We start from the raw sequence: 15,308 nt of genomic DNA on the forward strand, positions 1-15,308 counted from the left end.
TTCTTTCGCCGCAGGATACAAGGATGTTGATTGGGCCTTAGGCAGGAAGCCGTGGCAAGGGTGCAACTATGATCAAAGATATAATTACAAATATTATTCTTATCGTGTTGATTATTCTGACTATTTTCGTTTTTATCATGCTATTTGGCAAGGATCTGGGCATCGTTATAGACATAGATGCTATCAAAGGGTCCATTACCCAGTTGTTTGAAAAAGAAGAAGAGGAGCCCGAAGAGGCGAATGTTGCGGATACAGAGACTTCCGAAAGTTCTGAGGAAGAGACAGTAACTGTTGCTTCTATGTATGACAATACAATTACTATAGAGTATGAATTGTCTGATGAAGTGCTATACAATCCGCTGATGGGCTTTGCCCCTAATGCAGACAGTGATGAAGGCACTGATGTTAACATGGACAAGGTAAGGCTTGTCTATATTGAAGTCACCTGGGCCGAGTTTGAACCGGAACAAGGTATATATGACTTTGAAAAAATAGAAACGGACAATCATCTTCAGGAATGGAGAAATGCAGGTAAGAATGCAGTTCTCCGTTTTGTTTGTGATGTCCCTTCTGATGAAGATCACATGGATATACCGGACTGGGTCTATAAGATGACCAAGGATGGTAAAAAGTATGATATGTCCTATGGCAAGGGATATTGTCCCGATTATAGCAATGAAGACTTTATAGCTGCCCATAACGAAGCGTTAAAGGCACTTGGAGAGTATTTTTCCAGGGATTCATTCGTAAGATATGTGGAGCTTGGAAGTCTGGGACATTGGGGAGAATGGCATATTAACATTGATGAAGATGATGGTCTTCCTGTGATACCTGATGCGGATACAAGAACCATATATGTCAAGGCTTATGAAGACGCATTCCCTGATGCTAAGCTCCTTATGAGAAGACCTTTTGAAGAGCTTCCTGAAGGCGGAGGCGTTTTTAATGATATGACAGGATCTTACAAAGATACCAGCGAGTGGCTTACCTGGATAAACGAAGGCGGCGTATATGAACAGACAGGAGAAGAAGACGCTCTTATCGCTGTACCTGATATATGGAAAACTGCTCCTGTAGGAGGCGAATTTACAAGCTCTATCCCTATGGAAGATATGCTGATAAGTCAGTATGCGACTACAAGCTCCCTTATAAGTGATAGCCATATGACCTTTATAGGACCTAAAGTTCCTGAAAGAGAAGATCTATCCGGCGCTGCATGGTTTAGGTGCGATGATATCATGAAGATGCTGGGTTACAGATATGCCGTTACTACTATGGAATATGGCGGTGATGATACGCAGAGTGTTATAGGACTTAGAATCTCTAATGAAGCGCTGGCTCCTATTTATTGGGACTATCCTGTGTATCTATATCTAAAGGATGAGATGGGTAATATAGAAAAATATAAAGTTGATATAGACCTTACAAAACTCTGTGGCGGTGAGTCAACCTATGTGATGACGACTATGCCGGTCAGTTTTGATTCTCTTTCGACCTATCAGATACTTTTGGGAATTGAGGATCCGCAGACGCAGCAGCCGGCTGTCTATATTGCCACAAATGCTGAAAGATCAGGGTATATGACGATCTTGAAATGAAATTTTTGACAGCTTTCTATACAATTAATATTAATAATTCTATGTCTTTTTTTCTCTATGTATGATATGATGAATATACATCGGCAGTGACTTACAGGGTTATTTTGCGCGACTATCATGGTCAATAGTCTTAAATTTTTAGGATATTGGTTTTGGTATAAATAGGGATAAGGAGGTGCATTTATGCTGTTTTCAGACATAGCCATGAAAATTAATCAGAGAATAGAGAATGGCGAAGAAATCACAGTAGATCTGGATCTTGATGATGGCAGAAAAGTTACATGCGCTACGATGATCATCCTTACAGTTAGTGAAAAGGATTACATTGTACTCCTTCCGCTTGATAAGAATGGTCAGAATACAGACGGTAATGTGTGGTTCTACAGATACATAAACAACGGATCAGACGACGCTGAACTTGGATACATCAGTGATGATGCAGAGTACGAGAAAGTGTCCGAAGCTTTTGATGAGTATCTTGATGAAGCGGAATTTGATGAGCTTGTCGATCTCGATGACAATGGCGAAGCTATAAGATCATAAATGCGGTAATATTGGCCGTCCGGGTTATCCGGGCGGCTTTTTTGAACTTAGCTTTTATATGAAGCATACCTGACGGGATTTTTGTGGTATACTATGTTGGAATAATTATGAGCTAGATTAAGATAAGCTGAAATAAGATGAATTACGATCAGGTTAGTCCTGCGATCCATCAGACACTTAGGAGGATTATGACACAATCACTTAAACTGCTGAAAGCAAAACCTTATCCCCTTGGAATGTATACAAAGGGGCAGGATCTTATTTTCAGTGGTACTTTTATTAATGAAACAGGCTGCGGAATCATTTTATATCCTTGTACTGATGGAGTAATAGATACTGCAAAGCCGCAGATAGTTCCACTTACAGACCAGTACAGGCACGGATCCTTGTATAGTGTGAGAATTATCGGTGGCGCCTTGGCATTTGGGGCTTACCAGCTTATGAGCGGCGGCAACAGATATGCAGACCCTTTAAGCACCAGGATCCAAGGGCTTGAAGAGTTTGGTGTTTACAAAAAAGAGGACGAGATCTTCAGCATAATATCAGATGATGATTATGACTGGGGCAATGACAAAAGGCCTCATACCCCTTTTGACAAGAGCTTTATATATCTTGTAAATGTGCGTGGTTATACAATGCTGGACACCGGTGTTCCTGTAAGGCACAGAGGAACATTTCTTGGACTTGTGCGAAAGATTGAGTATCTCAAGTCTCTTGGAGTTACAGCTATAGAGCTTATGCCGGTATATGAACAGCCAAGTGTTTTATCAAGAAGAGGTCTTGAGCTTATGCATGCCCCTGTTCATCGTGATATGACCAAGGATAGAGCCATGGTAAGTGAGGCAGGGTTCCTTAAGGAAGCTTCTGATTCAGACAGACTGGTCAATCTCTGGGGATTTGAACCAGGGTTCCCTTATGCAGTCAGAAGTGCGTATGCTGTCAAAGGCAATGATCCTTCTGAAGAATTCAAAGACATGGTAAGAGAATTCCACAGAGCCGGCATCGAAGTTATCGTTCAGACCTATTTTGCAGAAGGTCTTACTCATCAGAATATGCAGGAGATTCTGAGGTACTGGGTTAGCGAGTACCATATTGACGGCGTCCATATTAAGGGCAAAGATGTAAGTTCAACCATGCTGTCCCAGGATCCTCTTTTATCAGATATCAAGATATTTGATTATGGTTTTGATTACTGGCATCTGTACGGAGGTGTAAGTCGCGAGCCGTCTAAGAGGAATCTTGCTTCGTACAAGGATGATTTTGAATATACAGCTCGTCATTTCCTTAAAGGTGATGATAATATCATTCAGTCGTTCCTTAACCTGTCACAGGAGACCGGAACAGCAGGCGGCGCGGTTCATTATATATGTAACTACGACGGAGCAAGACTTGCAGATCTTGTGACCTATGATCATAAATACAACGAAGCCAATGGTGAGAACAATACTGATGGTATAGATGATAATGTAAGCTGGAACTGCGGAGTGGAAGGAAGGAGCAGAAGAAAAGATATAATGCTCCTTCGCGCAAGGCAGATCAAAAATGCGCTTGTGATGCTCTTTCTGTCTCAGGGAACGCCTATGCTCTTTGGCGGAGATGAGTTTTGCAATTCACAGGCAGGTAATAACAATCCTTACTGTCAGGACAATAATATAGGCTGGATCGAATGGAAGAACTTTGCAAAGCATAAGGACCTTGTGGATTTCACCAGATTCCTTACAGGTCTTAGAAACAAGTATGAAGTGTTCAGATCAGCTGTGCCATACAGGCTTATGGATTATAAGGCTGTCGGTTATCCTGATTTTTCATATCATGGAACACAGGCCTGGAGACCTGACCTTTCAGCATACAGTCATACTATAGGTATGCTGTACTGCGGCCTGTACTGCGGCAAAGGTCAGGAACATTCGTTTGTATATGTAGCTTACAATATGCACTGGGAAGATAAAGAGTTCTCACTTCCGGAGCTTCCTAAAGGGTGTGAATGGCAGCTTTTATGTGATACCGCTGATTCGGAGGCGGATTACAGCACTCCTAAAAGAGGCAGAACATTAAAGGACCAGTCCAAAGCTACACTGTTATCCAGAAGCGTAAGTATTTTTATTTCAAAAGGAGAACCGGAGAGAACCGGTAGAAACATATCCTATGCAACAAATGCAGCAAACAAACAATCAGCAGATGCCCCTTCAAGGGACAAGTGATACATCCGGCCAGGCAGATAACATAAAGCCATCATCATATACTTTTCCTGTAGGAAGAGAGGTTAAGCTCGGCCCGGGAGGCAGACAGCCAAAGATTGAACTTAAGAATGCGATCGGACATTTTAAGACTATAACAAAACATAGATGGAAGGTTCGCCGTAACTGTTTCAAAATGGGACTTTACTGGCAGGGGCTTACTCATGACCTGTCCAAGTATTCACCTACTGAGTTCCTTCAAGGATGCAGGTATTATCAGGGAGACAGATCTCCTAATGCCAGTGAAAGGGAAGTTAACGGCTTGTCACTTGCCTGGCTTCATCATAAGGGCAGGAACAAGCATCACTATGAATACTGGATAGATTTTAGTTCCAAGGATTCAAGTTCTCCTTTTGGGGTGCTTCCGGGCAAGATGCCTGACAGATATATAGCAGAGATGATAGCTGACAGGGTAGCAGCAAGCCGTACCTATAGGAAGGATGCTTATACATCCGCAGATCCGCTTAACTATTATCTGACAGTTAAGCAGACACCTACACCTATGCATCCTTACACTATAGAGAAGCTTGAATTCTTCCTTCACATGCTTGCAGATAAGGGCGAGGAAGAGACTTTTGCATATATTAAGAATGTGTTCTTAAAAAATAAAAAGAAGTAAGAGTCAAAAGGCATATGGATAAGATCCTATATATCCCGATGTGAACTTATGACCCATAGGGAATGGCATGACAGGTAATGACACAAATGATCTTTTTAAAAAGTCCATAGATAAGTTCCTTGGTCGAAGTTATGAAAGAAATTCTATTGGTATTTTGCAGGAAAAGACTCTTCACAGCATTGTCAAGGATTTCTATGCTCCATCTGATGATGCTAAGGAGATAAGAGTCGGAGACTTTGTTGCGGATATCTGCTATGAAGATAAGATAGTCGAGATTCAAAATGGGAATTTTACTCACCTTGTACCAAAGCTTGAAGCTTTTTTGCCAAAATATAAAGTCACTGTGGTGTATCCCATCCCTTACAGGAAGTGGATGTGCTGGATAGATCCTGAAACGGGTGAACTTACTAAAAGGAATGCTCCCAGAGGATGTTTTAATCTTTATAAAGTTTTCAGAGATCTGTACAGTATCAGGAAATATCTGGATCATCCGGGATTTACGCTGATCCTGACATGCCTTGAACTGGAAGAGTACAGACTTCTTGATGGTTGGAGCAAAGACCACAAGAAAGGTTCGCACCGCTATGACAGGATACCTCTTAACCTTCTTGATGAGATTGTGATCAAGGGCAAGGAGGGGTATAATAGATTCCTTCCGGATGAACTTACAGATGAGTTTACTATCAAGGAGTTTCAAAAACTTGTAAGATACCGTGGCAAGTATTTTGGCACAGCTATAAAAGTCTTAGAACAGCTCGGCCTTATCGAAAGGTGCGGGATGAGAAAAAGGGCTTATCTTTATAGGAAAGTTGATAGCTCGAAAGATAATAGCCAAAAGGATAATAGTCCCAAAATTAATAGTTCAAAAGTTAATAGTTCAAAAGGCAGTAACCTAAAGACTATTATGAAAAAAGATAATAATAAAAATGATAATAAAACGGAGAATAAAGAAATGGCAGTAAAGAAAACAAAAACAGCTACCAAGAAGACTGCTTCAAAGGCGGCTACTACAAAAACAGCTACTAAAGCTAAAAATGTTAAAGTCAGTGAAGAGACAGTCATTGACAGATTTCTTAGATATGTTAAGTTTGATACTCAGTCTGATGAAAGAAGCGGCGCATCACCTTCTACGCCTTCTCAGCATGAACTTGCCAAGGCTCTTGTGAGCGAACTTGAAACAATAGGCGCAAGTGATGTGTATTATGATAAAGAGCACTGCTATGTATATGCAACTATTCCTTCTACACTTGGCAGGAAAAAAGCACCTGTTCTTGGTTTTATAAGTCATATGGATACATCTGATGCCTGCAGTGGCAAGGATGTTAAAGCAAGAATAGTTGAGAAGTATGATGGCAAGGATGTAGTTCTTAATGAGAGCGATCCTGAGACCGGTGCTAAGATAGTTCTGTCACCAAAGACATTCCCTGAACTTCTGAACCATAAGGGTGAAGATCTTATTGTTACAGACGGAACAACTCTTCTTGGAGCTGATGATAAGGCCGGAATATCTGAGATCATGACAATGGCAGCTTATCTTCTTAGCCATCCGGAGATAAAACATGGCAAGATCAGAATTGGTTTTACTCCTGATGAAGAGATTGGAGAAGGTACTAAGTTTTTTGATCTAAAGAGATTTGGTGCAGACTTCGCATATACAGTTGATGGTGGCAAGCTTGGAGAACTTGAGTATGAGTGCTTCAATGCTGCTGAGGTTGAGCTTATAATCCACGGAAGAAGCGTACACCCTGGCGATGCCAAGGGCAAGATGCTCAACGCATCACTTATCGCTTACGAGTTCCAGTCAATGCTACCTCAGTTTGATAATCCTATGTATACTGAGAAAAAAGAAGGTTTCTTCCATCTCACGCTCATGAAGGGAACCTGTGAGAAGGCTGTAGCTTATTACATCATCCGTGATCATGACAAGAAGAAATTTACTGAGCGCAAAAAGCTTGTAGAAAAAATCGTAAAATTCCTTAATGACAAGTATGGCGCCGGCACAGTAGAGCTGACAATGGAAGATAGCTACTACAACATGATCGAGAAGCTGAAACCGCATATGCATCTTATAGACAATGCCCGTAAAGCAATGGAACAGGCAGGAGTTACAAGCATTGAGAATCCTATAAGAGGTGGTACAGACGGAGCTATGTTGTCATTTAAAGGTTTGCCATGTCCTAACCTGTGCACAGGTGGTTACAATTATCATGGCAAGTATGAGTACGCTTCAGTACAGGAGATGTACAAGACTGTAGAGATCCTTGAGAATCTCGCACAGATTTATGGTAGTTATAAAGGATAATAGTAATGAATAAAGATTTAAACATAGTTAATGATCTAAACCAGAATATTGAACCTGTTAAGGATGCTGATGCAAAGGGTGCAGTATCAATAGAGGGCAGTAATATATACGAAGTTGATGACAAGATGGAAGCGCTCATTGAGGCAGCAGATCTTGATGGCAAGGCGCCGGAGGCTGAGCCCCAGAGACAGTACTATTTTATCAAAAAAGCAAGACGTTATGTGGACGAGCTTGCTAAGGAGATTGGCAGAAGGCCACGTGCCTGCAGTGTTGCTTTTGGATGCCAGATGAATGCCCGTGACTCAGAGAAGATCCTCGGAGTTTTGAAGGCTGTAGGCTATGAAGAGACTGAATCTGAGAAGGCCGAATTCGTGATCTACAATACATGTACAGTTCGTGACAATGCTGATCAGCGTGTATATGGCCGTCTTGGATATGCAGGAAGTCTTAAGAAAAAGAATCCTCACATGAGGATAGGTGTCTGCGGCTGCATGATGCAGGAGCAGGTTGCCGTTGATAAGATTAGGAAGAGCTATCGTCAGGTTGATCTTATATTCGGTACACATAATCTGTTTAAGTTTGCAGAACTTTTGTGCTCTATGTTTGAATCTGACAGGATGATCATAGATATCTGGAAAGAGACCAATGAAATAGTTGAAGACCTTCCTGTTGCAAGAAAGTATCCGTTTAAATCAGGCGTTAATATCACATTTGGATGCGACAATTTCTGCACTTATTGCATAGTTCCTTATGTAAGAGGACGTGAGAGAAGCAGAGACCCCAAGGATATCGTAAGAGAAGTTGAAAGGCTTGCAGCAGACGGCGTTAAGGAGGTTATGCTTCTTGGCCAGAATGTTAACTCTTACGGAACAGGACTTCCTGAAGATAAGAAGATATCTTTTGCCAAGCTCCTTGAAGAAGTGTGCAAAGTTGAGGGTATCGAGAGAGTCAGGTTCATGACACCACATCCCAAGGATCTGTCACAGGATCTTATAGATGTGATCAAGAATAATCCTAAAGTCGCAAGGCATATCCATCTGCCTCTTCAGTCAGGAAGTACAGAGATCCTTAGAAGGATGAACAGAAAGTATACAAGGGAGCAGTATCTTGAACTCGCTTTAAGAATAAGGCGTGAGATCCCTGATGCTGCAATCACTACAGATATCATCGTAGGCTTCCCTGGTGAAACCAATGAAGATGTAGATGATACAATTGATATAGTCAAGCAGGTAAAGTATGACAACGCATTTACTTTCATCTATTCAAAGCGTACAGGTACTCCTGCAGCTACATTTGAAACAAAGCTTTCTGATGAGGAAGTAAAGCATAACTTTGACAGGCTCTTAAAGGTTGTACAGGAAACAGCGCATGCTCAGTCAGCGCGCTTTAATGATACTGATCAAAGAGTCCTTGTTGAGTCACTCAATGAGCAGGACGAAACTCTTGTAACGGGCCGTATGTCCAATAACACTCTGGTTCACTTCAAGGGCGGAGAGGAACTGATCGGTCAGTTTGTTGACGTACATCTTGATGAATGCAAGGGATTTTATTTCATAGGACATATGATCTAAAATATTACAAAAGAGTATCTGATCATTTTGTATAGTATTAGTATTAAAAATATGCAATAAGTAACAATAAACGGAGGAGTACTTTTGGATACAAAAGTAGTAACAACGGGGACAAGCGAAAAATTTGCATCAAAACCCGATATTACCAAAGTTTCACCTATGATGCAGCACTATCTAAAGACAAAAGAGGAGAATCCCGGATGCCTTCTTTTTTACAGACTGGGAGACTTCTATGAGATGTTCTTTGAAGATGCTGAGATAGTCAGCAGGGAGCTTGAGCTCACACTTACAGGTAAGGCCTGCGGTCTTCCTGAAAGAGCTCCCATGTGCGGAATACCTTATCATGCGGTTGATTCTTATCTTACAAGACTTGTTAAGAACGGACACAAAGTTGCTATCTGCGAGCAGGTAGAAGACCCTAAACAGGCCAAAGGCATTGTCAAAAGAGATGTTATAAGAGTTGTAACTCCCGGAACCAATATAGATGCCCAGTCTCTTGAAGAGACTCAGAACAACTACATAATGTGCCTGTACTATGGCTGTGATGTTACAGGAATAGCTATCTGTGACGTATCAACAGGTGATTTCTATCTGACAGAAGCAGGTAAGATAAGAAGCGTTCTTGATGAGATCGCAAAGTATCAGCCTTCGGAGATCATCTGTAACGAAGCTTTTGTTATGAGCGGAGTCAGTCTTGAAGATTTAAAGAGCAGGATGGGTATCACTATTTATCCTCTTGATGCCAGATATTTTGACGAGGATGCAGGACATAAAGCTATAATGAAGCAGTTCCACGTAAATTCGCTTATTGGACTTGGAATAGATGATTTCAAGGTTGGAACAATTGCTGCAGGCGCTATGATCCAGTATCTTTTGGAGATGGCCAAGTCTGATCTGTCCAATATAACTCATATATCTCCATACCTTACAAGTAAGTATATGCTCCTTGATACATCCACAAGACGTAACTTAGAGCTTACAGAGACTCTTCGTGACAAGCAAAAAAGAGGAACGCTTCTCTGGGTACTTGATAAGACTAAGACTGCTATGGGTGCCAGAATGCTTCGAAGCTTCATAGAGCAGCCTCTTATAGATATCGAAGAGATGAAGGCAAGACAGGATGCTGTTGACGCCCTTTGTGGCAATGCTGTATCCAGGGATGAAATAAGAGAATATCTGTCTCCTGTCTATGACCTTGAAAGGATAATGAGCCGTATAAGCTATAAGACAGCTAACCCTCGTGACCTTCTGTCCTTCAGAAATTCTATAAGAATGCTTCCAGCTATACGTATAGCTCTTGAAGATATGAAGGGCAATAAGGAACTTGACAGGATCTATAGTGAGATCGATGAGCTTAGGGATATATATGAGCTTATAGACTCAGCTATAGTGGAAGAGCCTCCTCTTACTATTAGAGAAGGCGGTATGATCAAAGACGGATATAACAGTGATATAGATCATTTCAGGCAGGCCCGTTCCAATGGTAAACAGTGGCTTGCCGAGCTTGAATCCAAGGTCAAAGAAGAAACAGGTATCAAGAACCTTCGTATCAAGTACAGTAACGTGTTCGGTTATGCCTTTGAAGTTACAAACTCCTTTAAGGATCTGGTGCCTGATACTTTTACAAGAAAACAGACTCTTGCCAACTGCGAGCGTTATACAACACCTGAGCTCAAAGAGCTTGAGGACACTATCCTTAATGCAGAAGATAAATTAAACGGACTTGAGTACGATGTTTTCTGTGAGGTAAGAGACAGTGTGTGCGCACAGATACAGAGGATACAGCGTACAGCCAAGGCTATAGCAGCGCTTGATGTATATGCTTCTCTTTCTTATGTTGCTGAAAGAAATCATTATGTTAAACCGCTTCTGTCTGAGAATGGAACTATCCGTATCAAGGAAGGAAGACATCCTGTTGTAGAGGCTATGATGGATCGAACAGATCTTTTCATATCCAATGATACATTCCTTGATAACAAGAAGCACCTTATATCTATCATCACAGGTCCCAACATGGCAGGTAAGTCCACTTATATGAGACAGACTGCTCTTATAGTACTGATGGCACAGATAGGAAGTTTTGTACCTGCTACAAGTGCTGAAATAGGTATAGTTGACAGGATATTTACAAGAGTAGGAGCAAGTGATGATCTTGGAAGCGGCCAGTCAACATTTATGGTTGAGATGAATGAGGTTGCCAATATCCTTAGAAATGCCACTAGTAAGAGCCTTCTCATTCTGGATGAGATAGGACGAGGAACATCAACTTATGACGGACTATCCATTGCATGGGCTGTTATAGAGCACATTGCAAACAGGAAGTATCTTGGAGCCAAGACTTTGTTTGCAACTCACTATCATGAACTTACAGAGTTGGAAGGTAAGATTGATTCTGTCAGGAACTATTGTATTGCTGTCAAGGAAAAAGGTGATGACATAGTATTCCTTCGAAAGATAATAAAGGGCGGTGCTGACAAGAGTTATGGTATTGAGGTTGCCAGACTTGCAGGAATCCCTGCCATGGTAACTGACAGAGCCAAACAGATATGCGCTGAGCTTGTGGACAGCGATATAACTGAGAAGGTTCAGGAGATTGCAGCATATACAGATGATAAAACATCTAAAAAGTCTGCTCCCAAGCACTATGATCAGGTTGACCTTAATCAGATGTCACTGTTTGCGAGTGTTAGTGATGAAGATATCCTAAAGGAGCTTGAGGAGATCGACATCACCAATATGACACCTATGGATGCACTAAATACACTATATAAACTTCAAAATGATCTCAAGAATCGCTGGAAGGGCAATGTGAGCTAAAATCTTAACGATTCGGGATCATATGGAAGTCGAACAAGTCATCGTTTTGTTTTGGGGGCATATGTAGAAGGAGGGCTATATGGCGCAGATTAATATACTTGATAAAAATACCATAGATCAGATAGCTGCAGGTGAGGTTGTAGAAAGGCCTTCAAGTGTAGTCAAAGAGCTTGTGGAAAATGCCATGGACGCAGGTGCCAAAGCCATAACTGTTGAGATTCAGGGCGGTGGTATCGACCTTATCAGAATTACTGATAATGGCAGCGGAATAGAAAGAAGTGAAGTCAAAAAGGCTTTCCTTAGGCATGCTACCAGTAAGCTTTCAAATATCGGAGATCTTTTTAGCCTTAGAACGCTCGGCTTTAGAGGTGAAGCTCTTTCAAGCATATCTGCCATAGCTCAGGTCGAAATGGTCACAAAGACAGCAGACAGCCTTACCGGAATCCGTTATACAGTAAATGGAGGCGAAGAAGGCGAGCTTGAAGAAGTCGGTGCACCAAACGGAACTACGATCATAGTTCGTAACCTTTTTTATAATACTCCTGCCAGGAAGAAATTTTTAAAGTCTCCAAGGACAGAAGGAAGTTATGTGGCGGATCTTATAGAGCATCTTGCTATGGACAATCCTGATGTATCTTTTCACTTTATCAATAATAAAGATGACCGCTTCCATACATCCGGCAACGGTGATCTTAAGGAACTTATCTACAGGATCTATGGAAGAGATGTGTCCATGGCTCTTGTTCCGATAAAGTGTGAGGCGGACGGAATACAGCTTGAAGGCTATCTTGGAGAACCGACTCTTAACCGATCTAACAGAGGCTTTGAGAACTTTTTTGTCAATGGAAGATATATTAAGGATCGTATGATATCACTGGCGATAGAAGAAGGTTACAAGCAGTATCTGATGCAGCACAAGTTCCCTTTTTGTGTACTTCATATAGTGATGGATCCTGATCTTATCGATGTCAATGTTCATCCATCCAAGATGGAGGTTAAGTTCCAGAATCAGCACACTCTTTTTGAATTCATAAGGATCAATGTAGAGCAGGTATTAAAGTCCCACGAGATGATTCCGGAAGCTCTTCGCGATGAGCAGGAAGATCTGAGGGCTGCAGCACTTGAAGCCAAAGCCAAGGCCAAGAGACTGGAAGCAATGAGACAAGAGGCCGGGGTACATGATCTTCAAGAATGTGAAGCTCAAGGACATGAAGTTCAAAATAGCAAAGTTCAAAGTCAGGTAGTTCAGGTTCAAGATGATCAAGGACAAAAAGATCAAGGAAAACAGGATACTCCTAGAGATAAAGATCAGGGTGTTTTGGCCGGTACTATGACAGGGAGCTTTCATGGCGAGTTTTCACAAAACGGCAAACAGATAGGTGCTAATATCTTCATGAATGAGAGTCGTGAGGATCCGGCATCTACGCCCAAAAAGTCCAAAAACCTTGTGACTTTTATTGATGACTCGGATGAGGATTTGGCTGTAGCGCCTGCTTCATCAGATGACAAGGATGCATCTGCAAATCTGGAAGAAAAAAGCACTTCTGCATCAGACAAGGATGTGCGTCAAAATCATGTAGAGCCTTTTGAAGCTTCAAGGTATGAGAAACTTCACAAGGAAGATATAAAGCCTGTATATATAAGTGATGTTGCAAAGGTTCCTGTCAGAGTTACAGATAATGATAAAAATCCTATCTGGTCGACTCATAATACAGAGAATCCTGAGCAGATCAAGTCCAATGAGAATCTGGTTCATAAAATCTTAGGAGACCCTGTCAAAAAGCCGGAAGATTATGAATCACCTATAATCAAAAAGTCTGAGACCACCATTATCGAAAAGCCTGTACAGATGGAACTTTTTGATACCAAGATGCTGACTAAAGAAAATAGACGTCAGTATCACATAGTAGGTCAGATCTTTGATACATACTGGATCCTTGAGTTCAAGGACAAGATCTACATGGTAGATCAGCATGCAGCTCATGAGAAGGTCAATTTCGAACGCATGATGGCCAGATTTAAGAATAAAACCATGACATCACAGCTTATGGAGCCACCTGTTATCATGACCTTTAGCTCTCAGGAGGAGGAGATGTTCCTGTCCTTCAGAGAATACTTCGAAAATCTTGGCTTTCAGATAGATGAATTCGGAGGCAAGGAGTATGCAATGCGTGCGGTACCACAGGATCTGTTTGGGTGTACCAACGCAAGGGAGATGTTCATGCAGATCCTTGACGAGCTGACACATGATTCAGGTCACAGAGAACCTGACGTAATCTATTATAAGATTGCCAGTATGGCCTGCAAGGCTTCTGTCAAGGGCAATACCAGGATGTCTGTAGAAGAGATGGAAGAACTGATCGATGAGCTTCTGACCCTGGATAATCCTTATAACTGCCCGCACGGAAGACCTACGATCATCTCTATGAGTAAGTATGAGATCGAGAAGAGATTTAAGAGAATAATAGATTAAAGACTTAATAAGAAGGTATATGAACAAACTAATAATTCTTACCGGACCTACAGCAGTAGGCAAATCAAAACTATCTATAGAACTAGCCAGAAAAGTCGGCGGAGAGATAATCTCCGCTGATTCTATGCAGGTTTACAAATACATGGACATCGGAACCGACAAGATAAAAAAGGAGAATATGGGTGGTGTGCCACATCACCTTATAGATATCCTTGAACCTACACAGGAGTTCAATGTAGTCCTTTTCCAGAAGCTTGTAAAAGAAGCCATGGAGGGAATCTATCACAGAGGCCATATCCCGATTCTTGTGGGAGGCACAGGTTTCTATATTCAGGCAATCCTGTATGATATCGACTTCACATCAACAGATGCTGATATGTCATACAGACATGGCCTTGAAGAGATAGCTAAGGTTAAGGGCGGTGAAGTTCTTCATCAAAGGCTTGAGCTTGTAGATCCCGAGTCCGCAAAGGCTATCCCTGCAGGCAATGTCAAGAGAGTCATAAGAGCGCTTGAATATTATGAAAAGACTGGTCGCAAGATCTCTGATCATAATAAGGAGCAGCACGAGAAGACTTCTCCTTATGACTTTAGATATTTTGTCCTGACAGACCATAGAGAAGTTCTCTATGAAAGAATTGACAAACGCGTTGACAAGATGATAGAAGATGGCCTTTTGGGTGAGTGCCAAAAGTTAATGACAATGGGAATAGAGCCATCTATGACTTCCATGCAGGGACTTGGATATCGCGAGATGATGGGATATATAAACGGAGAATATGATCTGGAACGCGCTATATATCTTATTAAGCGTAATACAAGACATTTTGCCAAGAGGCAGCTTACATGGTTTAGAAGAGAGAAAGATGTAATCTGGGTTGACAAGTCAGAGTATAATAGAGAAGATGCTCAGGTACTTGATGCAATTCTTGCAAAGATCTGAAAATCTATCTGCCCGGGAGGTCTATTGACTGATAAGAATACCCGGGTGTTAAGTTAAAGTAATCATAGGTATGATTTCTTGAACGTAAATTACAGAAACACGCATTTAATGCGTGTTTCGTGATTCAATGAATCAGTTGGTAAATAGGCCCAATGCCGAAGGCATTCTCAATTGGCCTATTTACTGCATTCTTGGACTTTATGTT

Annotated in this window: 9 protein-coding genes; all 9 read left to right on the top strand. The window is 41.5% G+C overall.

Annotation, left to right across the window (positions count from 1 at the left end):
* Window positions 1-68: 68 nt before the first annotated feature.
* The 9 genes from I7804_RS10800 to miaA all read left to right on the top strand — a co-directional run bounded on the left by I7804_RS10800 (window position 69) and on the right by miaA (window position 15,103).
* Entirely contained in the window at window positions 69-1,598 is a 1,530-nt protein-coding gene (locus tag I7804_RS10800; protein ID WP_248403405.1) for a DUF4832 domain-containing protein, read from the top strand.
* A 183-nt stretch (window positions 1,599-1,781) separates the two neighbouring features.
* Window positions 1,782-2,141: a DUF1292 domain-containing protein gene (locus I7804_RS10805; RefSeq protein ID WP_051211805.1), complete on the top strand. Its 360-nt coding sequence runs from the start codon at window positions 1,782-1,784 to the stop codon at window positions 2,139-2,141.
* A 188-nt stretch (window positions 2,142-2,329) separates the two neighbouring features.
* On the top strand, window positions 2,330-4,342 hold the full coding sequence (locus I7804_RS10810) for a hypothetical protein (protein ID WP_248403407.1): 2,013 nt from the start codon (window positions 2,330-2,332) through the stop codon (window positions 4,340-4,342).
* Window positions 4,343-4,436: 94 nt separating this feature from the next.
* Window positions 4,437-4,997 (top strand): DUF5662 family protein, encoded by a 561-nt coding sequence (locus I7804_RS10815; RefSeq protein WP_027205752.1) that lies wholly within the window; start codon window positions 4,437-4,439, stop codon window positions 4,995-4,997.
* A 1,060-nt stretch (window positions 4,998-6,057) separates the two neighbouring features.
* Window positions 6,058-7,299 (top strand): peptidase T, encoded by a 1,242-nt coding sequence (pepT, locus tag I7804_RS19285; protein ID WP_027204119.1) that lies wholly within the window; start codon window positions 6,058-6,060, stop codon window positions 7,297-7,299.
* A gap of 125 nt (window positions 7,300-7,424) precedes the next feature.
* The gene (gene miaB / locus I7804_RS10825; RefSeq protein WP_248405964.1) at window positions 7,425-8,870 is read left to right on the top strand and encodes a tRNA (N6-isopentenyl adenosine(37)-C2)-methylthiotransferase MiaB; all 1,446 of its coding nucleotides are present in this window, start codon (window positions 7,425-7,427) and stop codon (window positions 8,868-8,870) included.
* 159 nt (window positions 8,871-9,029) lie between these two features.
* Complete coding sequence (gene mutS, locus I7804_RS10830) at window positions 9,030-11,687, top strand: DNA mismatch repair protein MutS (RefSeq protein ID WP_248405965.1); 2,658 nt, start codon at window positions 9,030-9,032, stop codon at window positions 11,685-11,687.
* A gap of 79 nt (window positions 11,688-11,766) precedes the next feature.
* A complete protein-coding gene (mutL, locus tag I7804_RS10835) occupies window positions 11,767-14,160 on the top strand; it encodes a DNA mismatch repair endonuclease MutL (protein ID WP_248403409.1) in 2,394 nt (797 codons plus the stop codon).
* A gap of 19 nt (window positions 14,161-14,179) precedes the next feature.
* Entirely contained in the window at window positions 14,180-15,103 is a 924-nt protein-coding gene (gene miaA / locus I7804_RS10840) for a tRNA (adenosine(37)-N6)-dimethylallyltransferase MiaA (RefSeq protein ID WP_027205748.1), read from the top strand.
* Window positions 15,104-15,308: the final 205 nt, after the last annotated feature.

Origin of the sequence: Butyrivibrio fibrisolvens, assembly GCF_023206215.1 — a bacterium.
GTDB classification, from domain to species: domain Bacteria; phylum Bacillota; class Clostridia; order Lachnospirales; family Lachnospiraceae; genus Butyrivibrio; species Butyrivibrio fibrisolvens_C.

Excerpts from the sequence above, each read along its gene's own strand:
- I7804_RS10800 (WP_248403405.1), top strand. The coding sequence starts at position 69 with ATGATCAAAGATATAATTACAAATATTATTCTTATCGTGTTGATTATT.
- I7804_RS10805 (WP_051211805.1), top strand. The coding sequence starts at position 1,782 with ATGCTGTTTTCAGACATAGCCATGAAAATTAATCAGAGAATAGAGAAT.
- I7804_RS10810 (WP_248403407.1), top strand. The coding sequence starts at position 2,330 with ATGACACAATCACTTAAACTGCTGAAAGCAAAACCTTATCCCCTTGGA.
- miaB (WP_248405964.1), top strand. The coding sequence starts at position 7,425 with ATGGAAGCGCTCATTGAGGCAGCAGATCTTGATGGCAAGGCGCCGGAG.
- mutS (WP_248405965.1), top strand. The coding sequence starts at position 9,030 with ATGATGCAGCACTATCTAAAGACAAAAGAGGAGAATCCCGGATGCCTT.
- mutL (WP_248403409.1), top strand. The coding sequence starts at position 11,767 with ATGGCGCAGATTAATATACTTGATAAAAATACCATAGATCAGATAGCT.
- miaA (WP_027205748.1), top strand. The coding sequence starts at position 14,180 with ATGAACAAACTAATAATTCTTACCGGACCTACAGCAGTAGGCAAATCA.